This is a genomic window from Gulosibacter sp., from assembly GCF_052090685.1.
Taxonomy (GTDB): Bacteria; Actinomycetota; Actinomycetes; order Actinomycetales; family Microbacteriaceae; genus Gulosibacter.
The window spans coordinates 42,178-63,723 of the sequence record NZ_JBQDBE010000015.1; the positions used below are offsets into that span (position 1 = coordinate 42,178).

Sequence of the window (21,546 nt, forward strand, 5' to 3'; positions counted from 1 at the left end):
CGATAGACATCATAAGCGTTGGGGCACCTTGGCTGTACTAGCGCCGCAAACGTTCGTTGCCGGAGTAGACTATCCGCAGTTTTCCCGTGCCCCGCCAGGAAGGTAATGCGTGCGCATCCTCTTATTAACGCACTACTTCTCTCCCGAGAACGGCGCCCCCCAGCGTCGATGGGATGCGATCATCCGCGAGTTCGTCGCGGCAGGCCACGAGGTCCGTGTGTTTTGTCCGCCACCACATCACCCTTCGGGGACGGTGTCGAAGCGATATCGCCGCCACTACCGTACCGGCAGCGCGGATCGTGATTCCAGCGGAGCGATCGTGCACCGTGTCGGGTATCTGCCGCATCGCGGCGATATCGTGACTCGCTCACTCGACCACCTCGTGTCAGCTTTCACCTCGATAGCGCGAGGTAGTCATCTCATCCGCGCGAAGAAGTTTGTCCCTGACGTCATTATCGCCACGGCGCCAGCCATCCCAACGCTGATTGCAGGCACAAGCCTCGCCAGACGATTCCACATCCCCCTCGTAGTCGAAATGCGCGACGCGTGGCCGGATCTCGTCACCCACATTTCGGGTCTCGCTGACCGCGGCGGGCCCGTGAGCTTCGTGAAGAAGATCATCCACCGCTGGGTGACCGGGCTGCAAGGTGCGGCCAACCAAATCGTGACCACTACAGACGCGTTCGCAGAGATCCTCAAAGACCGTGGGATGAGTCGTGTGGCGGTCATTCGTAATGGCGCCGATGCTGAACGGTTTGCCAACATCGCGCCGCTTGACACACAACATACTGCCCTTCGGGCGCTCTATCTTGGCACCATTGGCCGCAGCCAAGGCCTCGACATCGTGGTGAGGGCTGCCCATCAACTGTTGGTTCGAGGCGTGGACGTGCAGGTCCGCATCATCGGAGAGGGACACGCGCTTCCCGCACTCATCGAACTCAACGAATCACTGGGGTCGCCAGTGGAAATTCTTCCGGCGATCGATCCCGCCGAGGTTATAACGCAATACGAATGGGCCGACACCACGATCGCCACGCTCCGCGACTGGCAACCATTCGATTGGACAGTGCCGTCGAAGCTATATGAGCTGCTTTCGACGGGACGTCACGTCACGGCTATCTTGGCGGGAGAAGGGGCTGAAATCTTGTCTCAGGCAAAGGTCGGGAATGTGATCGCGCCTGGTGACGTTGACGCAGTAATAGCGCTGTGGACACAACTTGCCGATGATCGGATGTGTCTCGACGTCGGTGATTCCGGGCGAGAGTGGGCACGTGAACACGTCTCGTTCGCTAAACTCGCAGCGAAGTACCAAGCAGTTCTCGCAGGCATAGCAAATTAACGGCCTCGAAATTGGTCATGATTTCGACGCTGTGTCTGTGCCTAGGGTACCGCCAGCTTGTCCGAGGGTGGTGCGAATGAACAATACGGAAGGTAATAATGACATCAGAAGTTTCTGAAGCGGTGTTTGAGACGGTGAGCGTCATCGGGTTGGGGTACATCGGCCTACCGACTGCCGCATTTATTGCCTCGCGAGGCCCGAATGTAATCGGCGTAGACGTCAACGAGAAATTCGTACAGCGCATTAACGCGGGCGAAGTGCCGTTCTACGAACCAGACTTCGAGTCACTTCTGTCCGGTGTCGTTGCCAAAGGTAAGCTCACCGCGCAGACCAGCACCCCGGCGGCCGACGCATACATCGTTGCCGTACCCACGCCCTTCAAAGATGACTACGCCGTTGACACGAAGTACATCCAGGCGGCGGGAAGCAAGATTGCCGAACAACTCAAGGGCGGCGAATTGATCGTTCTGGAGTCGACTTCGCCACCAGGAACCACCGAGAAGCTCGCAGAGCTCGTTTTGGCAGAGCGCCCCGATCTCACCCTGGAACAAGGGCACGACAACACAGTGCACTTCGCGCACTGCCCGGAGCGTGTGCTCCCCGGTCGCATCATGGCAGAAATGTCGGCCAACGACCGCGTAATCGGTGGGGTCACACCGCGAGCCGCCGAGCTTGCTCGCGACCTGTACGCAACGTTCTGCGACGGCGAGCTGCTGCTGACGAATGCCCGCACTGCGGAAATGGCCAAGCTCACCGAGAACTCCTTCCGGGACGTGAATATCGCCTTTGCCAACGAACTGTCGATCATTGCTGAGCGCCTCGATATTGATGTGTGGGAGCTCATCGAGCTTGCCAACCACCACCCGCGCGTGAACATTCTGCAGCCGGGCCCCGGCGTGGGTGGTCACTGCATCGCTGTCGACCCATGGTTCATTGTGAATGCGGCCCCGGAAGAAGCACGCCTGATTCGTACCGCACGCGAAGTGAATGACGGCAAACCGGTACACGTCCTCGACAAAGTTGAAGCACTTGCCGGTCGATTCAAAGCACCGGTGGTTGCTGCACTCGGCATCGCGTTCAAAGCGAACATCGATGACCTACGCGAGTCACCCTCGCTCAACATCGTCGACCAACTCGCCGACCACGTGAAGGATGTCGACATTCGCGTTGTCGAACCAAACGTGGACGAACTACCCGAGCAGCTGACCCGACACTCGAACATCCGCAAGCAGGGCGTTGTCGAGGCGGTCCAGGATGCCGACATCGTGCTCCTGCTCGTCGACCACGATGAATTCAAAGGGCTCGACCGTGACCTGCTCAAGGAGAAGATCATTGTGGACACCAAGGGTGTCTGGCGATAACGGAGCACTGAATTAGACTCTGAGTCGTGGCAATCACACTGCGGAGACCCTGGTCGGCGAACCTTTCGCTGATCGTGCAGTCGTTGTCCGGCCACATCGTCGATGACCCCTTCCTACTTTCCTTTCAACTAGCCCGGCGACTACCAGGCGGGGCACGCCTGGTATTGGGCCGGGCACTCACGTCCTTTCGAGTGCGCGGCCCTCGCGGCGTGAACGCGCTCGGCTACGAACTCGTTGGGAACCACGAAGAAGCCCGCACGGTGCTCCGAATCCTGGCGCGGCGAATCCTCGATCGCGATATTCCTCGCGCACGAACGCGCTATGTGCCGTACGTTGCCGATGTAGCGATATCGATCGGTCAGCTGGATATTGCCGAGCGTTTGCTCGAGGCCGTCCCGAAAACGCGCCGTGGCGCATCCTGGTACGCCACGGCATCCCGCCTCGCACTCGACACCGGCGACCTCGACGCGGCAGTGTCGATCGCCTCACGGCACCCGGTCAATGATTCGCTCGCGCGACGGATGATCGGCGAACGAGAAGCGTTTAGCGACTTCGTGCCGACCGTGCCCCGCGAGCATGGTTACACTCCGCATCCTGGCCGGGTGCTACACGTTCTCACGAACTCACTGCCGCACACCAAAAGCGGTTATGCGCAGCGAACCCAATCGATCCTGCGTTCGCTCGTCAGCCAAGATCGCGAAGTGCGCGCCGTCACACGCCCCGGGTACCCCGCGCAGGTCGGCGTGCTGTGGTCGAAATGCGTCGACCAGATTGACGGGATTCCGTATGTCAGGCTCACGCCGCGCCGACTCGCGACAGGGCTCGACAACAAGGTGCAACAGCATGCCGAGATGCTCGCCGAACAGGTACGCGAGTTCCGACCCGAGGTGCTGCACACGACAACGCACTTCACGAACGCGCTGGCGGTGCGCGCGGTCGCGGAAGCCTTCGGGATTCCTTGGGTCTATGAAATACGTGGACTGCTCGCCGACACCTGGGCGTCGAACCGTGGCGCAGCTGCAACGAGGTCGCAGCGCTACCAGCGCTTCGTCGCACGAGAGCTCGAAGTCGCCAAAGACGCGGATGCTGTGGTCACGCTGGGTTTCAACATGGTCCAACGGCTTGTGAAAGCGGGCATCGACGCCGATAAAATCTCGCTGAGCCCGAACGCCGTCGACGGCGCATTCTTGGCACCCGCGCCGACCCGCAACGCCGCGCGCAAGGCCCTCGGTATTGTCCAGGACGCGCTGTATATCGGCACCGTATCGAGCCTCGTCGAATACGAGGGTATCGAGTACCTGCTTGAGGCTGCCGCGCGTCTTGCACCCGAGTTTCCGAAACTCCGAGTGCGCATCGCTGGTGATGGTGTGTCATTACCGGGGTTGCAGCTACTCGCCGAGCGCCTCGGGATCTCGGATATTTGCGAGTTCCCCGGACGAGTGGACCACTCCCAGGCGATCTGGAATCACGCGGCCCTCGACGTGTTCGTTGCCCCGAGACTCGACCGTCTCGTTACTCGTAACGTCACACCGATGAAGACCATCGAAGCCTCGGCAGTTGCGCGACCCGTGGTCGCATCCCGCTTACCAGCGCTCGAAGAACTCGTGATCCACCGTGAGACCGGGATGCTCTTTGAAGCTGAGAACATTGATTCCTTGACCGAGGCGCTCGCCGAGATTCTGCGCGATGAAGCACTGCGCGACCGTCTCGGTGCAGCTGCCCGCGAATGGGCGCTCGAAACTCGCACGTGGGCGGCGAACGCGAAGACCTATGCCGAGATTTACTCACGGGTGCTTACTCGGGAACCGGTCGACGGGATCGATGCGGTCGGGGATGATATCGATAGCGAATAGGTTTGGGCGAACTCGGTAGCCCCGTCTAGCGCTTCAGGACGATCCCGCGCTCCGGGTCGAGCAGCAGCTTCCCGAGCCTTGAGGCGCCGGTAATGACCCGAGTGTTGCGATTCCACAGGGGACCGCGCTTCAACAACGCCGGCGTTGAATCATTGGTGCCGACACCGAACTTGAACACCGTGACGAATTCGCCGTCGGGACCGTGATCCATGTATTGGATTGATGCATTGGGAGCCATTTCGTACATGGTTTCCGTTGCGCCAAGCGGCGCTCCCTCTTGATCGGCATTAATCACGGTCATCGAACTCGTCGGGATGAGATTCACTGCGTTAAACGCCACTGGCCCGTCGCCGCGGATCAGCTGGCCGGTTGCGTCGAGTCGCGTTTCGCCAGGGAGAAGCCAGCGCTGCTCAATTTCGGTCTGCCCTTCCGACTGCACCCGGTCCCAAACCACCATGATGTCGGGACCGAATTCGAAGCTTACGCTTCGGGTCAGATACGTGCCCTCGACCGGGTTGGCGGTCATTGTGTATGACCGCCAATCCGCGGAGCAGTCCTCATACGTCAACGTACTGGGGTGACCGGTGCTCTTTTTCCGACGCGTATGCGCGATGAAGGTGCTGTGCGCCGAGGGGGAGCGCAGCCACATCCGATTATCATCATCGGTGTAGCCGTGAAATCCACCGTCTTTGATCATCTCGACACCGCCTGTGACGAAGCGAATAGAGAGGTGATCGAGGTGGCCGTGAATCTGACGCGGTTGTCCGAACCGCAGTGAATATGCAGACTCCTCATTGAACGGTCGATCATCGCCCCATCCCGAACGGCCGAACGCATAGCCATTGGTGTACGACTTGAACAACTCCTGGGGCTTCGGCCCAGACTCACCTGCCGTCGCGGCGTACTCGGCAACGGTTCTAAGGATGGATTTCGCCGGTTGATGAGGAGTGTCGCCTATTTCGAACCACGTGCCGTCGGGGCGGGTTGCGTGCGCCAAAAACGTCGGCATTGCCTCGAGGCGAGCATTGAGTCGCGCCTTGATGGCATCCGAGAGCTCACCGTCACCCAAAAACGGGAGGTATTTTTGTATCTGCACAAAATTGAAGTGGTGATAGTGAACGGCCTGCTCGACGGTCACCCCTTCGTCATCCACGGTGCTGAGGATTGACACTTCCAGCCGCTTGAGGCCGAGTCGAGCGGCCTCTTCGTCGTCGAGATATCGACCCACACTAATGAGCGCCTTGTCCTGGTCCACGCCGTGGTTCCAGTTTCCGGCGTAGTTTTCTTCGGCGGCCAAGAACTCGAGGTGTTCTCGCAGGTGGGGTCGCAGCCACGTGTCGTCCGAAACGCGCTCGGCCGCGGTCACCAAGACTTCGGTGCGAAGCGCTACCGCGTGTGCATCCCAGGCACGAGAGTTCTTTGGGTTCTCTTGCGGATTGTGCTCGAACCAGTCCGTGAGAATCTCGGTGACGACGGCCTCATCAGATTCGCTCAGTGGATTTGAAACGCAGACGATTCTCACGAATCCCAAGCAAGCCATCCACCATTTAAACGACTCGGGGGCGTCCGCGAACTCGTCGTAATCGATGCCGCCCTGCCACGGGAATGGATCAATATTGTACTTCGCAGGGGTAGGGACCAACCCGCCGCGAAACATCCGACGCTGACTCTTACGATCCACTTATTCTGCTCCTGACGGGTCCTGCGGGGTAAACAGCGAATGCTACTCAGGGTGCCTGATCGCGCCCTAGTAGGCTAAGCGCTGTTTCCATGTGCCATGATTCGAAAGGCCGTCGGTGCGAGTTCTACTGCTCACTCACTACTTTGTTCCCGAGACGGGGGCCCCGCAAAAGCGATGGGATGCGCTCATCCGCGAATTCGTGGCTGCCGGGCACGAGGTAGCAGTGCTGTGCCCACCGCCTCACCACCCAAATGGCCGGGTCGAAGAACGATTCCACCGCTATTATGCGCCGGGATCCTCCGACCGAGCAGATAACGGTGCGGCGGTGTATCGCGTCGGCTTGCTTCGCCACGGCGGCGATATTGTCACCCGCTCCCTCGACCACCTCTTTGCCGCGCAGCGCATGATTACACGCGGCGGCAGGCTCATTCGTACAGGCCGGGTGCGCCCGGATGTGATCATCGCGACGGCGCCGGCGGTACCCACACTGCTTGCCGGACAGTGGCTCGCCAAGCGGTTTCGCATTCCCTATGTGGTCGAGATGCGGGATGCGTGGCCCGATCTCATTACGCACGTCGAAGGCATGGGAACGAGTAACGTCGCGGTGTCGTTTGCGAAGCGTGCGATTCACTCGGGAGTGACCTGGCTGCAGCGTTCCGCCGACCGGGTCGTGTCAACGACGAAGACATTCGCGGGCGTGCTCGAAAGCCGTGGGATACGAAACGTCGCGGTGGTGCGCAATGGCTCGGATGCCCGCGCGATGCGGGCGATGCCGTCTGCATCCGATAATCACACGGAATTGCGGGCGCTCTATATCGGCACCATGGGCCGGAGCCAAGGCCTCGAGATGATCGTGCGCGCGACGGCAAAGCTTAATCGACAAGGCGTCCCGGTCGACGTAAGACTCGTAGGGGAGGGGCACGATCGTGAGGGTCTCGTCGATCTGAACAAGTCACTCGGCAATCCCGTGACAATTCTCGACGCCGTCCCACGCGACGAGGTTGCGCAACACTATGCGTGGGCGGACACGACGATCGCGTCATTGCGTGACTGGGAGCCTTTCACCTGGACGGTTCCTTCCAAGCTGTATGAGCTCTTGTCCACCGGGCGTCACGTCACCGGCATCCTCAGCGGCGAAAGCGCCGAATTACTCTTTGAAGCCGGAGGCGGTGACGTTGTCGCGCCCGGCAATGAACAACAACTCATTGAACTGTGGCGCGACCTCGCGACTCACCGCGACCGGTTGGAAGTCGGCGACTCTGGCCGTGTTTGGGTGACGAACAATGTGCAGTTCGACGACCTCGCGGCGTCGTACCTGGAAGTCCTCGAACGCGTTGTTCACGGTGAAAACGAGTCGCAACGAGAGGAATCGCGATGAAGCTCCGTCGACCCTGGGCGCAGAATGCAGCGCTCACGGCCCAAACCGTCCGTGAACACATCGTTGATGACCCGGTACAGCTTGCACTGCAGATCTCCCGGCGACTGCCCGTGCAAGCTCGCAGCGCGCTCGGCAATGGCCTCGCCAAGATCACCAATCGAGGTGGCGGAGTTCTCGAAACCATTGGCCATGCAATCGCTGGCGACCGTGAGCGAGCCAACCAAACACTCGACGATGCGGTGAACGTTGACGTCACTGATCGCAGGGCAAGGGCTTCGCGTCGTATCGCTCACCTTGCGGATGTGGCATTGTCGTTGGGGCAACCTGACCGGGCGCAAGAGATGCTCGCATCCGTTCCGAGGGCTGAGCGAAAGTCTGTGTGGTTCGCGGTCGCTTCCCGCATTGCCCTGTACCGGGGCGACCACGGCGGTGCCGTCGAGTTCGCGTCCCGACACCCCCGGAACGAATCGCTCGCGAAACGGATGTTCGGGGAACAGCAGGTGTTCGCGGGTTATGTCCCCGAACTCCCTGCCGAATCGAGCTACATTCCCCGCCCGGGCAGCGTTTTACACGTCCTCACGAACTCGGCACCGCATACCTCGAGTGGGTATGCGCAGCGCAGCCATTCAATCCTGAAATCCGTGCAGCAACTCGGTCACGAGGTTGCCGCAGTCACTCGACCCGGGTATCCGGTCCAGGTTGGGGTGCCGTGGGCGGCTGGTGAGGATGTGGTTGAGGACATTCGATACATCAGGTTATTGCCAGCGACGCTCGGGCAAGGGTTGAAGGAGCGCGTTGACCAACATGCGCGCCTCCTTGCGGAAGAGGTCCGAAAGTTTCGCCCGGCCGTGTTGCACACTACGACGCACTTCACGAATGCACTCGCGGTCGGCGCGGTGGCGCGCGCATTCGGTATCCCGTTCGTGTACGAAGTGCGCGGCCAACTTGCCGACACGTGGGCATCCACTCGCGGGCCGGAAGCGCTGGAGTCGCAACGCTACCGTGAGTTCCAAGCACGCGAGCTCGATGCCGCGAAAGCGGCCGATCACGTCGTCACGCTTGGCGCCATGATGAAACAGCGGCTCATCGACGGCGGAGTCCCCGAAATCAATATCTCGGTGTGTCCGAACGCGGTCGGTGTGCCCTTCACCGATGACCCACCAGGGCAGGCGGATGCGCGCGCCCGCTTGGGTATTCAGCCGGATGCGCAGGTCGTCGGCACAGTCTCGAGCATCGTCGACTATGAGGGGCTTGACCTCCTCGTGCGAGCGGTCGCGAAACTGGCGCCGACGAACCCGAAACTGCGGTTGCACATTGCGGGTGACGGTGTCGCGTTGCCGGGACTCAAAGTACTTGCCGAGCGGCTCGGCATCGCAAACATTTGCGAGTTCCCGGGCCGCGTGCAGCGTCCCGAAGCCATTTGGCACCACGCGGCCCTGGACCTGTTCGTCGTGCCGCGGCGCGATCTCAGCGTGACGCGGAGCGTGACACCAATGAAATCGGTTGAGGCTTCGGCAGTGGGTCGGCCCGTAGTCGCATCCAACCTGCCCGCGTTGCAAGAGCTCGTGGTCGATGATGAAACGGGGCTGCTCTTCGAAGCCGAAAACGTCGACGCGCTCGCTGACGCACTCTCATCACTACTTGCCGACCCTGAGCGGCGGGCAAAGATGGGCGCTGCCGCTCGAGAATGGGTCAAGGACGGTCGCACGTGGTCAGCGAATGCCCTCACATACGAACATGTGTACCGCGAATTGACGAGGTAGGACGGATACGATGGCACGATTTCGCAAGGTCGTGAACAAAGCAACAGGGCTCGTGCCGACGAAGCTTCGCAATCGAGCAAAAGCCGTCGGTAAAGCCGCGCTGGATGCAATGCCCGACGGGCTCGAATCACAGGTCCGGACGGCGTTTGGACGTAAGGGTACTGTTCGCGTGCTCGGACCAGCTGACCCGCTCGATCTCGAGGTGCGCGAAGAACCGCAACAGAAGTCCACTAAGGCACGTAAGAAGAAAACAACGACACGGAAGACAGCTGTCGCGGGGCGCGCGGCCGGGGCGGGCAGCGCATCCCGACACGACGCGCCGGAGCGATTGCATCGTGCTCTATTCGGAGCCACCGCACCGGCCCGAACCGAAGCCGGAGGGCGCCCCGTTGCGGGAATTCTCGGCCGTGATCTCCGCAGTGTGCTCGAAGAGAGTTCACACCGCGTCGTTCCGCTGATACCTGGCACGGCACGGGCTGCCGCCGCGATCGCCGAAGTCGTGATAGTCGATTTGGCGGCCTTCAACGGCCCGTGGTCCGGCGCATTGGATGCCGCTGGAGTTGCGTTGTACGACGAGTTGGAAGATGCGATTACCACTGCAGTACAGAAAGGCATTACGACCTGGGTCGTTCTTCGCGGTGACGATCTGCATCGCCTCGGCGCACTCCAGCTCCGACGCTTGGAGTCGGTCGAGGTGGTTGACCCCACCAATGAACGCGAACGCGAACACTTTACCGAAGATGCCGGTGCGGATGCGCCGGAGGGAATCATCGACATCTTGCGGAGTTTGGGGGGTGCACAATGAGCAAGACGAAGGTGCTGCTGTACGGCGATGTCGATCTCAACGTGATCGACGGGTCAGCGATTTGGTTACCCGCGATCGCCGAAGCGTGGTCGAAAGCGGGTTCCGAGGTGCACGTGCAACTCAAGGCCGTGGAAAAACGGGACCTGCTTACGGGCCCGCTCCGGGCACTGCCCAACGTCACGGTGCTCGAGGCGAATCCGCCGCGGTCACAATCTGCGCTGCAACCGACCGATTTATCGGACCGGCTTATTGAGTTGGATGCACAACATCACTTCGACGTCGTGATGGTCCGCGGGATTAATGCGTGTCTTGCCCTCACGAATAAGGGCGTGCTGAGTGACAAACTGTGGTCATATGTCACCGAATTCGGCTACGCCAGTGAGACGTTCGACGCCGTGCAGCGCACGCAGATCGCAACCATTGCGCGCGGCAGCCGCGTGATGCTCGCGCAAACGGCTGCGGCACGATCCGTGCTCGAGGCACGCGTGCCCGAAGCGGCCGGCCGTACTGAAATCCTTGGGCCGATGATTCCGGACGAGCTGGAACCGAATGCCGACGGCACCCGCGGAAATAAGCCGCTCGAACTCGTATACGCGGGTAAATTTGCCCGCGCTTGGCGCACCGATTTGATGCCAGACATTGTTGCGGAACTGGCTTCGCTGGGTGTTCCCGCGCACCTCACAATGATTGGCGACAAGGTTCACAACGAGCCTCAGCATCCGGGATGGGCCGCAAACATGCGTGCGGTTATGGCCAAGGGTGATGCTGCCGTGAAATGGGCTGGGGCGAAGAGTCGCGAGGAAAGTTTACGACTGGTCTCGCAGTCGGATCTGGCACTGGGGTGGCGCACCGACGACCTCGACCTCAGCCTTGAAATCTCCACAAAGGTGCTCGAAAGCTCGGCAGTCGGGGTCGCATCCATCGTCAACCGCACCACGATGCACGAAGAACTGCTTGGCGGTGACTACCCGCTTTTTGTCGACGCTCGCCAGGACTCAGCTGCCGATATTGCGAGGAAAATTGCGGAAGCACTGCCGCAACTCGAGACGCTATCGGCGCGGGTACGCGCGGTATCGGACCCCTACCGACTGAGTCGACGGGCAGAAGATCTTCAGCGGTACCTCTCTCGTTGGGGTACGCAAGGGCGCCGAATAGAAAGTGGGGAGGCTCGAGCCGAAACAGCGCCAACATCTTCCTCTACTGCTGGGCTAACATCACTGGCGACCGCAAAGACGCTGAAAGTGGGACTCGCGGGGCATGACCTCAAATTCGCTGGCGAGCTCATTGAGATGCTCCGTCGTGATTCCGCCATCGAGTTGCGCATCGACAAATGGGCAGGCTTGCACAAGCACGATGAATTGGCTTCGCAGCGGCTCGTCGATTGGGCCGATGTAGTGATCTGTGAGTGGGCCGGCGCTAATTCCGTGTGGTACTCCCAGCACAAACGGCCGGGACAGCGCCTGTTCGTCCGGCTCCATATGTTCGAGTTGCGAGGGCACTGGCTCCCGCAGATTGCGGTCGATCAGGTCGATCAGTTCATCGCTGTCTCAGAGCACTATCGGCAGTACATCATCGATGAACTCGGCGCGGAACCCGAGCGTGTCAGGGTTATCCCGAACGCCATCAGCATTGCCGATCTTGATCGCGAGCCAATCGAAGGACGCGAGTTCCGCCTGGGGATCGTCGGAATCGTGCCGCTGCGCAAGCGACTCGATCGTGCGGTGGCGCTCTTGCGGAGGCTGCGTGCTCACGACGATCGCTTTACCTTGCACGTGCGAGGCAAGATGCCATGGGAACACCCGCACGAGTGGCGAAAGGCTCGCCAGCGCGAGAGTTATATGGATTTGTTCTCGAAAATTGGCGGTTCTGACCTCAACGAGTCGATTGCCTTTGAGCCATTTGGTGCGGACATGGGCAACTGGTATCGGAAGATTGGCTGGGTTCTTTCACCGTCGACGGTTGAGAGTTTTCACCTCGCGCCAGCGGAGGGAATGGCCTCTGGAGCGGTTCCACTGCTCTGGGATCGACCCGGTGTGCGGGATATTTTTGGAGATGATTTCGTAGTCGCAAATAATGATGAGGCTGCAAAATTCGTTCTGGATTCAGTCGATGACGTTTCGCGGCTGGCGCGGTATCGGTCTCTCGCTCGCAGAGTTGCCGAAAACTTCGATGAGAAAGAGGTCGAACGATTGTGGAGTGCGCTAATCCACGTCGAGTAGGCGACACGCCGTGAGTTCCTCATTTACGTCTCATTTACCTTGCGTTTACTCGAGGTATGAAGAACGCTCGAGGTCGAGTTCGCTGGCAACATCAGATTCTTATCGTGCTCATCGCGGTGAGTGTGCTGCTCGTGCTCGCTTCGCTGATGATGTCCGTGCTCGGCGTTTCCTACACGTCACCGATCCGGGAGTTTTTCGATGTGTCGGATGAACGGAACCTCCCTACCTGGTGGAACGCGGGACTCCTGTTAATCGCGGGATCAACCACCGCTGCCGTCGGGCTTGCTCGGGTCGTTGCAAAATTTGACGGCAAGCTTGGATGGCTTCCATGGGGTGGACTTTCAGCCATGCTTGGAGCAATGTCGCTGGATGAGTTCGCGGGATTTCACCAGCTTCTCGGACTGGTGTGGGAGAAATTCGTCGGGGAGAACCCGCTCAGTTCATTCGGGTGGTTCATTATCGGCGTACCGCTCGCGATCCTGCTCGTGTTGTTCATCTGGCTTTGTGCACGGCAACTTCCGAAGGAGTCTTCACGAGCGTTCATGATAGGCATCGCGGTGCTCTTGTTCGGCGCAATCGCAATCGAAGCGTTCCCGATGCTGATGGACTTTGGTCGAAACTCAACCGCGTACTACCTCACGTATCACGTTGAAGAACTCGTAGAGAAGATCGGCGCCTCAGTGCTCGTCGTGGCCCCGCTTTACGCGATCGGACTCAGCCGCAACGGTGATGGATACACGGTAAGATTCGAGCGCCGCCGCAGCGATATCAAACCTTCGAATGCAATTGCATGAGGCCTCCCAATTCGCAGTGAGCGGAAGTTGGCTCGCGAGGTTCCAAGAGGCTATGGCGTAATCTGATCGCTACCAATGGCGACCGGGGCTAAATTGAGCGAGGACATGTCGAAACCAAAGAAATTCGTTCGAACGATTGGCAAGGCCCTCCCTACTCGCATTCGGAAGGGCGTCAAGCGCGTCGCGAAAAAAGTACTGCCGCAACGTGCGCAATCAACCGTCGCCCCGGTCTCCGATTCAACGTCTAATGCACAGGCACAGCCTCCACTTGATCCGCTGAGCCTTGCAGCACAGCCAACCGGTGCTTCGGACAAGGGCAGACAACAGCCAATCGCAGGTCGTGCGGCAGCTGGCACTACGCTGGACCCCGAGGCTTCGGCTCGACTGGGGCGAGCCATGTTCGGTCACGCGGCACCCGCTCGCACCGCGCAAGGCGGCAGGCCTGTTGCCGGTATTTTCGCAAGCGACTTGCGCGACGCACTCTGCACTGCGGGCCACGAAGTCAGTGAGTTCGTGCCAGGGATTACCGGTGCGCTTGCCGACAGCGCTGAAGTCCTCGTGATCGACCTCGCCGGGTTCACCGGTGTCTGGGATGGCGCCCTTGAACCGACCGGCGTGAGCTTGATTCGTGAAGTGACCGACGCCGTTGAAGCCGCACGCTATCGCGGGGTTACCTGCTGGCTCGTCGTTCGAGGCGATCAGCCGCACTATCACGGTGCAATTCTGTTGCAAGAGTCGACACTTTTGCAGCCGCTTTTGCCGGGCCAGCAATCAACCGAACAAACTCATTTCACGGAGAACCCGGGTAACGCACCCGTGGGAATCGTTGACATCATCCGATCATTGGAGGTCGCAGCATGACGCGGGTCGTCCGAGTTTTTCTCTACGGTGATGTCAATCTCAACATCATCGACGGCTCCGCAATCTGGCTGCAATCGATGGCACAGGTTTGGGCGGGCACGGGCGCACAAGTCGACGTGCAGCTCAAGGCTCCCGAGACGCGCGCGCTCTTGTCGGGACCTCTACGCAAGATTCCCGGTGTCACGGTGCTCGATGCCACTCCAGAATCGGCCGATGCACTGACACACGCTGAAGTCGTAGCCATTGCCGAAGCTCGTGATGCACAAGCGCCGTATGACGTCGTTATGGCTCGCGGCCTGCAAGTGTGTCGGGCGCTTTCCGAGCAGCCATCACTCGCAAGCAAGCTTTGGGCATATGTCACCGAGTACGCCTATGGTTCGGAAAGTTTCGACGAAGATCGCCAGCGTATTTTTAGTGAGCTCGCTGGCCGCGCGCGCTTCGTGCTGGCACAGACCGATGAGGCACGTTCGGTACTCGAATCGTTGATTCCGGAGGCGGCGGGGAAGGCGCTGCTATTGGGGCCGATGATCCCGGATACGTTGACGCCAAAAGTTGCTGCGCAAGAGGCCCTCGGTACCGCTGAGAATCCACTTCGCCTTATCTACACCGGCAAGTTCGCCAAGGACTGGCGAACGGATTTGATGCCCGAGCTCGTTCCCGAGCTTGAGAAACTCGGCGTCATTGCCGAACTCACGATGGTCGGCGACAAGGTGCACAACGAGCGAAGCGACCCGAATTGGGCCTTGCGGATGAACGCTTTGATCAACCGCAAGCAGCCACGAGTTCACTGGGCGGGCGGGAAAGATCGAGCAACGAGCCTCGAGATGGTGTCGAATTCTCACATTGCGCTGAGCTGGCGAAGCACTCAGCTCGACCTCAGCCTCGAGATGTCGACCAAGGTACTCGAAGCGAGTGGACTTGGCGTCCCATCGATCATTAATCGCACGCCAATGCACCAGAACCTCCTGGGCGAGGACTACCCGCTCTTGGTCGATGCACGTGCCGATTCTGTGGCAGACATCGCATCCCGGATTCGAGATGCGCTGCCTGAACTGCACGGGCTATCAGAGCGAGTCCATGTCGCGACCGAGCAGTACCGGATGGCGAGCCGCGTCAGTGACCTCATGCGCTACCTGCGCCGAATCGGCATTGTCGCGAACGACCAAGGTTTCTCGGATGCAGTTGAGCTGCCCGAGCGCCTCCGCCGGTCTAATCGGCCGCTGCGAGTGCTCTTGGCGAGCCACGACCTTAAATTTGCTGGCGAGCTCGTGACAATTCTGCAGCGACTGCGCGGCGTTGAGCTGCGCTTTGACCACTGGGAAGCACTGCACCGTCACGACGCTGCCGCATCACAAGAATGTCTTGACTGGGCCGACATTGTCATTTGCGAGTGGGCCGGGTCGAATGCCGTGTGGTACTCGCAACATAAGCGTCCGGACCAGCGACTCGTCGTGCGCCTGCACATGTTCGAGTTCCGTGGGCATTGGCTGAGCAAGATCGACACCGACAACGTCGACCTGTTCATCGCCGTGTCGGAGTACACGCGTGAGCTAATCGAGGAGCAGCTCGAAGTGCCTGCTATGAAGGTTGCGGTCATCCCGAATGCCGTGAGCTTCGCCGACTTCAGACGGCCAGCGGTGGCGGGTCGCGAACATCGAATCGGGCTTGTCGGTTTCGTGCCGCTACTCAAACGACCCGACCGGGCGATCGAGCTGCTCCGGCGCCTGCGTGAGCAAGACGACCGTTTTACCCTGCACATCCGCGGCCGCATGCCCTGGGAATATCGCCACCTCTGGCAAAAGCCCGAGCAGCGCGAAGCGTATCTGGACCTCTTTGCGAGGCTCGGCGCGGACAACCTGCATACGGCGATCGCATTCGAGCCGTTCGGCGCCGATATGGCGAACTGGTACCGCAAGATAGGCTGGATGCTGTCGCCGTCAACCACCGAGAGTTTTCACCTCGCCCCGGCTGAAGGTACCGCATCCGGGGCACTGCCCGTCTTCTGGGAACGACCGGGCGTCCGGCAGATCTTTGGCGACGAGTTTGTCGTCCCGGACACGAAAGCAGCGGCTGAGTTCATTCTCGCGACGAACCGCGACGCAGACATTCGGGCTCGTCGCATCGAGATTGCTCGCAGCGTCGTCGCACCATTTGACGAGCAGATCGTTGAAGAAGCTTGGGTGGACGCGGTCTGCGGTCCCGAGCAACGATAGGGGTGCGTGTTAGCCTAAGCGCTTGACGGGGCTTGAGATTCGCAAGTACCCGCGAAGCTTTGTCTGAACTGAAACAAGGGGTCCTCCGCTTGAAAATCGCAGTAATTGCACTTGGAAAGATCGGCCTGCCACTTGCAGTCCAGTTCGCCACAAAGGGTCACGAAGTCATCGGTGTTGATATCAACGCGACGACGGTCGACATGGTTAACCAAGCAAAGGAACCCTTTCCCGGCGAGTACCAGCTTCAAGAAAAGCTCGAAGAGACCGTCGGCAACGGCACCTTGAAAGCGACGACGAACTACGCTGAGGCCATTCCTGGGGCGGACGCCATTGTGCTCGTCGTCCCGCTGTTCGTTGACGAGAACGCGGTGCCGGACTTCGGCTGGATGGATGCTGCGACCAACGAACTCGCGGCCCACCTCACGCCTGGCACACTCATTTCGTTTGAGACCACGTTGCCGGTGGGAACCACCCGCACTCGCTGGAAGCCAATGATCGAAGAAATTTCGGGACTCAAAGAAGGCGAAGACTTCCACCTCGTGTTCTCGCCGGAGCGAGTACTTACCGGTCGAGTGTTTGCCGACTTGCGCAAGTACCCGAAGCTCATCGGTGCGCTGAGCGCCGAAGGGGCCGAGCGGGCGCGGGAATTCTACGAGGCAGTGCTTGACTTCGATGACCGCCCAGACCTGGAGCGAGAAAACGGTGTGTGGGACCTCGGGAGTGCTGAAGCATCCGAGCTGGCCAAACTCGCAGAGACGACCTACCGCGACGTCAACATCGGTCTTGCCAACGAGTTCGCTCGCTACGCAGGTGAAAACGGCATCGACATTTACCAGGTGATTGAAGCATCGAACTCTCAACCTTACAGTCACATCCACCGCCCCGGTATTGCGGTTGGTGGCCACTGCATCCCGGTGTATCCGCGGCTCTACCTCTGGAATGATCCGAAAGCAGAGATCGTTCGGACCGCCCGTGCGCTGAACGCGGACATGCCCAATTTTGCGATTGGGCTCCTGGCTGGTGCTCACGATACCGACCTCGAAGGCCAGAGCGTTGCCGTGCTCGGTGCTGCATACCGTGGCGGAGTCAAAGAGACCGCGTTCTCGGGGGTCTTTGCCACCGTTGAGGCACTCAAGGAACGTGGCGCGGTGGTTACCGTTCATGATCCGCTTTACACCGACGATGAACTCGCGGCATTCGGATTTGCTCCGTATCACCTCGGTGAAAATGTTGATGCAGTGGTGATTCAAACTGACCACCAGGACTATAAAGATCTGACTCCGCAGAAGTTCCCTGGCATCCGAACGCTTGTCGACGGTCGAAACGTCACGGACCCAGCGAAATGGGAAAGTGTGACCCGTCGAGTTATCGGTAAGCCTGGCATCGCTGCCGAGAGCACAAAGTAATGGTTGACGCTCCCAACTATCGAGTCGTTGACTCCGCGGATGTCGCTGAGAATGCACAGATCGGCGACGGATCGTCAGTGTGGCATCTTGCGCAAGTTCGTGAAGATGCGGTGCTGGGTAAGAATTGTGTGATTGGTCGAGGCGCGTATATCGGTACCGGTGTAACGCTTGGTGATAACTGCAAGGTGCAGAATTATGCACTGGTGTACGAACCAGCCGTTCTTGAGTCTGGGGTCTTCATAGGTCCAGCGGTGGTGCTCACGAATGACACCTATCCGCGCGCTATCAACCCGGACGGAACGCAGAAGGCCGCATCCGACTGGGATGCGGTTGGTGTGACTATCAAAACTGGCGCGGCGATTGGCGCACGTGCCGTCTGTGTTGCTCCCGTGACGATCGGTGCTTGGTCGCTGATCGCTGCAGGATCTGTGGTCACGAAGGACGTCCCGGATCATGCGTTGATAGCCGGCGTGCCAGCGAAGCAATTGGGCTGGGTTGGGAAGACGGGCCACCGTCTCATCGAACGTGACGGGGCACTCGTTTGCCCGGACACACATGACCGTTTTAGTGAGGTAGACGGAGCCCTCGTCGCCGAAAACCAAGGAGCCTAACCATGGTGGATTTTATCCCTCCAGCGAAGCCAATTATCGGTGAAGAAGAGCGCGCCGCGGTAGATCGTGTGCTGCAGACCGGAATGATCGCCCAAGGCCCCGAGGTCAAGGCATTTGAAGAAGAATTTGCTGCTGCGCTGACCGCTGGCCGCACGGCGGTGGCAGTGAACTCTGGAACGTCTGGACTCCACCTCGCGCTACTTGCCGCTGGTATTGGCGTTGGAGACGAAGTAATTGTGCCGGCGTTCACCTTTGCCGCGACGGGTAACTCGGTTGCGCTGACCGGAGCGACACCGGTGTTCGTTGACATCGAACTTGATACCTACAACCTTGATCCAGCGCGCATCGAAGCTGCGATCACGCCCAAGACAAAGGCGATCATGCCGGTGCACCTCTATGGCCATCCGGCCAATATGCCGGCAATTCTCGCAATCGCGGAAAAGCACGGACTGCAAGTGTTCGAGGACGCCGCACAGGCACACGGAGCGACGCTCAACGGTCAGCAGGTCGGTACGTTCGGTACGTGGGGCGTGTTCAGCCTCTACCCGACGAAGAACATGACTTCGGGCGAGGGTGGCATGGTGACCGTCGAGGATGCCGAAGTAGCACGCAGGCTCCGGCTACTTCGCAACCAGGGTATGGAAGTGCAGTATCAAAATGAGCTGGTCGGATTCAATAACCGAATGACCGACATTCACGCTGCTATCGGTCGAGTTCAGCTCACGAAAGTTGCCGACTGGACCAAGCAGCGTCAAACAAACGCGGCTGCTCTGAATGCGGGCCTTCGTGACGTCAAGACGCCGGTGGTGGCCGAAGGCGCTGAGCACGTTTACCACCAATACACCGTGCAGCTGCCGGAGGCACTCGTTGCGCAACGCACCGAACTGCTTGCGCGTCTCAAGGATGAGTTCCAGGTTGGTACCGGTGTGTACTACCCGGTGCCGACCAATGAGCTTCCGTCGTTCAACGTCGAAGCTGACCTCCCGAACACCAAGATCGCTGCAGCTTCGGTATTCTCACTGCCTGTGCATCCCTCATTGACCTCGGGGGACCTCGAGCGCATCATTGCTGCCGTGAATACTGTCGTCGAGGAGGCCTAAGCCATGACGCTTCGCACTGGACTGATCGGCCTCGGGATGATGGGGCGTCATCACGCTCGCGTCATGCGGGGGATTGAAGGAACCGAGTTGGTTGCAGTCGCTGACGCGATGGGTGACGCTCACGGTGTTGCCGAAGAACTGCCGCTTTTCGAAACCGTGGATCAGCTCATCGATTTCGGCGTTGATGCAGTTGTGTGTGCAGTCCCGACCGGAATGCACGAAGAGGTTGGTTTGAAACTCGCTTCAGCTGGCGTACACACGATGGTTGAAAAGCCCATCGCGCACAGCGTCGAAGCCGGTGAGCGCCTGGCGACAGCATTTAATGAACGTGGGCTGATCGGCGCGGTTGGACACATCGAGCGCTTCAACCCGGCGCTGCAGGAACTCCGTCGACGTATTGATGCTGGTCAGCTTGGCGAGGTCTATCAAGTAGCGACGCGTCGCCAGGGACCGTTTCCCTCACGCATCGCTGACGTAGGAGTCGTCAAAGACCTTGCGACGCACGACATTGATCTGACGGCGTGGTTGAACCGGACCAAGTATGCGGAGATCAATGCGAAGGTAGTCCGAATCACCGGTCGCGAACACGAAGACATGGTCGTGGCCGTCGGACAGCTAGAGAACGGCGTCATCGTCAATCACACTGTGAACTGGCTGTCGGCAGTCAAGGAGCGCACAACCGTGGTCACAGGGCAGAATGGCGTGTTCATCGCCGACACGCTCACCGCGGACCTCACGTTCTACGAGAACGGCGAAGTCCGGAGCACGTGGCAGCCGGTCGAGAACTTCCGTGGAGTTACTGAAGGTGACGTCATCCGATACGCGTTCCCGAAGCAGGAACCACTCAAGACAGAGCATGAAGCATTCCGAGATGCGATCCTCGGTAAAGAGAACACTCACGTCAGCATGACCGAAGGACTTGAGACACTGCGGGTGGCCGAAGGGATGCTCGAAGCCTCGAGTGTGAAATAGAAGGTCGCTTTCAGAATTGCTCGCGTGCGTGGCCTCGAAGCTGTATTCGGGATTTGACGCGATTTTTGGATGCGCAACACATTTAGAATGAAATAGAAAGGCACGCCGAATGAGGGTTGTAAGTATCGTTGGGGCTCGGCCGCAATTCGTCAAGCTGGCGCCAATGGACCGCGCGTTTAAAAGGCTCGGTATTGAGCACAAGATTATCCATACTGGTCAACACTACGACGCGAACATGTCGGATAGTTTCTTCAAGGATCTCGATATCTCCGCGCCAGATGTTCATCTCGGCGTTGGGTCTGGAACTCACGGCAAACAAACTGGTGCGATGCTGAGCCAGATGGATACGACATTTGAGGATCTAGAGCCTGATTGGGTCCTGGTTTACGGTGACACGAATTCGACGATTGCCGGCGCACTCTCTGCGGTCAAATTACAAATTCCACTAGCACATCTGGAAGCTGGGCTCCGTTCTTACAATCGCGCTATGCCAGAGGAACACAATCGTGTTCTCACCGACCATGCGGCCGACCTCTGCCTTGCCCCAACACAAACCGCGATGGAATGCCTTGCGGGAGAAGGGCTTGCGCAGCGTTCGCGATTGGTTGGCGACGTCATGGTCGATGTCTGTTGGCAAACGCGTGATCTAGTTAGACAAAAAAATGAACCGATTCCAGGCCTAACAGCGGACGAGACATTTGTCCTCGCAACTATTCACCGAGCGGAAAATACGGATGATCCAAAGCGGTTAGACAATATAATCAAGGCACTAGCGGGACTGAAACTCCCGGTTGTTCTACCAGCACATCCAAGACTGGTTGCAAAGACACGTGAGTACGGTATAGAGCTTGGCGGTGGATCTCTCCGGATAGTGGATCCACTGAGTTATCCGCAAATGGTGCGCGCGATTGACGCATCGACGGGTGTTGTCACTGACTCCGGCGGCCTGCAGAAGGAAGCTTTCTTGCTACAGACGCCGTGCACTACTCTGCGCACAGAAACGGAATGGGTTGAGACTCTTGTCGATGGCTGGAATGTCTTGGACCCGAACCTAACGCAAGTCGCTGATGTTGCAGTGCGCGAGGCGCCGACCTCGGAGCAGGATGCTCCGTATGGGAAGGGTGATGCAGCGATTACCGCGGCACGTGCACTCATGGAGAGCTATTCAGCCAGCTAGAAGCCGCCAATCA

General features: G+C 59.4%; 16 protein-coding genes. 15 read left to right on the top strand and 1 reads right to left on the bottom strand.

Translation table 11 applies throughout. The features are described 5' to 3' along the window. The first annotated feature begins 109 nt into the window (after nt 1-109). The 3 genes from ACTHXA_RS10820 to ACTHXA_RS10830 all read left to right on the top strand — a co-directional run bounded on the left by ACTHXA_RS10820 (nt 110) and on the right by ACTHXA_RS10830 (nt 4,553). On the top strand, nt 110-1,339 hold the full coding sequence (locus ACTHXA_RS10820) for a glycosyltransferase family 4 protein (protein WP_441672226.1): 1,230 nt from the start codon (nt 110-112) through the stop codon (nt 1,337-1,339). A gap of 98 nt (nt 1,340-1,437) precedes the next feature. After that, nucleotides 1,438-2,700 (top strand): UDP-N-acetyl-D-mannosamine dehydrogenase, encoded by a 1,263-nt coding sequence (gene wecC, locus ACTHXA_RS10825; protein WP_441672228.1) that lies wholly within the window; start codon nt 1,438-1,440, stop codon nt 2,698-2,700. 26 nt (nt 2,701-2,726) lie between these two features. Beyond that, complete coding sequence (locus ACTHXA_RS10830; RefSeq protein ID WP_441672230.1) at nt 2,727-4,553, top strand: glycosyltransferase family 4 protein; 1,827 nt, start codon at nt 2,727-2,729, stop codon at nt 4,551-4,553. A 25-nt stretch (nt 4,554-4,578) separates the two neighbouring features. Here the strand turns inward: ACTHXA_RS10830 and ACTHXA_RS10835 are convergent, their stop codons facing one another. After that, nucleotides 4,579-6,234 carry a heparinase II/III domain-containing protein gene (locus ACTHXA_RS10835; RefSeq protein ID WP_441672232.1) on the bottom strand — a complete coding sequence of 552 codons (1,656 nt, stop codon included), beginning with the start codon at nt 6,232-6,234 and terminating at the stop codon, nt 4,579-4,581. Nucleotides 6,235-6,349: 115 nt separating this feature from the next. Here ACTHXA_RS10835 and ACTHXA_RS10840 point away from each other — a divergent pair, with 115 nt between their 5' ends. The 12 genes from ACTHXA_RS10840 (at nt 6,350) to wecB (ending at nt 21,533) form a co-directional block, all read left to right on the top strand. Beyond that, nucleotides 6,350-7,612, top strand: coding sequence for a glycosyltransferase family 4 protein (locus ACTHXA_RS10840; RefSeq protein ID WP_441672234.1), 1,263 nt, complete (start codon nt 6,350-6,352; stop codon nt 7,610-7,612). Then, complete coding sequence (locus ACTHXA_RS10845) at nt 7,609-9,375, top strand: glycosyltransferase family 4 protein (RefSeq protein ID WP_441672236.1); 1,767 nt, start codon at nt 7,609-7,611, stop codon at nt 9,373-9,375. The genes ACTHXA_RS10840 and ACTHXA_RS10845 overlap by 4 nt, the downstream gene beginning before the upstream one ends. Before the next feature lie 10 nt (nt 9,376-9,385). Continuing rightward, nucleotides 9,386-10,180, top strand: coding sequence for a hypothetical protein (locus tag ACTHXA_RS10850; RefSeq protein ID WP_441672238.1), 795 nt, complete (start codon nt 9,386-9,388; stop codon nt 10,178-10,180). After that, entirely contained in the window at nt 10,177-12,399 is a 2,223-nt protein-coding gene (locus tag ACTHXA_RS10855) for a glycosyltransferase (RefSeq protein WP_441672240.1), read from the top strand. The genes ACTHXA_RS10850 and ACTHXA_RS10855 overlap by 4 nt, the downstream gene beginning before the upstream one ends. 56 nt (nt 12,400-12,455) lie before the next feature. After that, nucleotides 12,456-13,193, top strand: coding sequence for a hypothetical protein (locus tag ACTHXA_RS10860; RefSeq protein ID WP_441672242.1), 738 nt, complete (start codon nt 12,456-12,458; stop codon nt 13,191-13,193). A 105-nt stretch (nt 13,194-13,298) separates the two neighbouring features. Further along, nucleotides 13,299-14,054, top strand: coding sequence for a hypothetical protein (locus ACTHXA_RS10865; protein WP_441672244.1), 756 nt, complete (start codon nt 13,299-13,301; stop codon nt 14,052-14,054). Continuing rightward, nucleotides 14,051-16,267: a glycosyltransferase gene (locus ACTHXA_RS10870; RefSeq protein ID WP_441672246.1), complete on the top strand. Its 2,217-nt coding sequence runs from the start codon at nt 14,051-14,053 to the stop codon at nt 16,265-16,267. Before ACTHXA_RS10865 ends, ACTHXA_RS10870 begins: the two co-directional genes overlap by 4 nt. Before the next feature lie 89 nt (nt 16,268-16,356). Continuing rightward, entirely contained in the window at nt 16,357-17,673 is a 1,317-nt protein-coding gene (locus ACTHXA_RS10875; RefSeq protein WP_441672248.1) for a nucleotide sugar dehydrogenase, read from the top strand. Next, nucleotides 17,673-18,284, top strand: a complete 612-nt coding sequence (locus tag ACTHXA_RS10880) for an acyltransferase (RefSeq protein ID WP_441672249.1) — start codon at nt 17,673-17,675, stop codon at nt 18,282-18,284. Before ACTHXA_RS10875 ends, ACTHXA_RS10880 begins: the two co-directional genes overlap by 1 nt. A gap of 2 nt (nt 18,285-18,286) precedes the next feature. Next, nucleotides 18,287-19,384, top strand: a complete 1,098-nt coding sequence (locus tag ACTHXA_RS10885; protein ID WP_441672251.1) for a DegT/DnrJ/EryC1/StrS family aminotransferase — start codon at nt 18,287-18,289, stop codon at nt 19,382-19,384. Nucleotides 19,385-19,387: 3 nt separating this feature from the next. After that, a complete protein-coding gene (locus tag ACTHXA_RS10890) occupies nt 19,388-20,356 on the top strand; it encodes a Gfo/Idh/MocA family oxidoreductase (RefSeq protein ID WP_441672253.1) in 969 nt (322 codons plus the stop codon). A 109-nt stretch (nt 20,357-20,465) separates the two neighbouring features. After that, nucleotides 20,466-21,533, top strand: coding sequence for a non-hydrolyzing UDP-N-acetylglucosamine 2-epimerase (gene wecB, locus ACTHXA_RS10895; protein ID WP_441672255.1), 1,068 nt, complete (start codon nt 20,466-20,468; stop codon nt 21,531-21,533). Nucleotides 21,534-21,546: the final 13 nt, after the last annotated feature.

What these genes read in the sequence shown, in the direction of transcription:
- wecC (WP_441672228.1), top strand. Translation starts at nt 1,438, where the DNA reads ATGACATCAGAAGTTTCTGAAGCGGTGTTTGAGACGGTGAGCGTCATC.
- ACTHXA_RS10845 (WP_441672236.1), top strand. Translation starts at nt 7,609, where the DNA reads ATGAAGCTCCGTCGACCCTGGGCGCAGAATGCAGCGCTCACGGCCCAA.
- ACTHXA_RS10850 (WP_441672238.1), top strand. Translation starts at nt 9,386, where the DNA reads ATGGCACGATTTCGCAAGGTCGTGAACAAAGCAACAGGGCTCGTGCCG.
- ACTHXA_RS10855 (WP_441672240.1), top strand. Translation starts at nt 10,177, where the DNA reads ATGAGCAAGACGAAGGTGCTGCTGTACGGCGATGTCGATCTCAACGTG.
- ACTHXA_RS10860 (WP_441672242.1), top strand. Translation starts at nt 12,456, where the DNA reads ATGAAGAACGCTCGAGGTCGAGTTCGCTGGCAACATCAGATTCTTATC.
- ACTHXA_RS10865 (WP_441672244.1), top strand. Translation starts at nt 13,299, where the DNA reads ATGTCGAAACCAAAGAAATTCGTTCGAACGATTGGCAAGGCCCTCCCT.
- ACTHXA_RS10870 (WP_441672246.1), top strand. Translation starts at nt 14,051, where the DNA reads ATGACGCGGGTCGTCCGAGTTTTTCTCTACGGTGATGTCAATCTCAAC.
- ACTHXA_RS10880 (WP_441672249.1), top strand. Translation starts at nt 17,673, where the DNA reads ATGGTTGACGCTCCCAACTATCGAGTCGTTGACTCCGCGGATGTCGCT.
- ACTHXA_RS10885 (WP_441672251.1), top strand. Translation starts at nt 18,287, where the DNA reads ATGGTGGATTTTATCCCTCCAGCGAAGCCAATTATCGGTGAAGAAGAG.
- ACTHXA_RS10890 (WP_441672253.1), top strand. Translation starts at nt 19,388, where the DNA reads ATGACGCTTCGCACTGGACTGATCGGCCTCGGGATGATGGGGCGTCAT.
- wecB (WP_441672255.1), top strand. Translation starts at nt 20,466, where the DNA reads ATGAGGGTTGTAAGTATCGTTGGGGCTCGGCCGCAATTCGTCAAGCTG.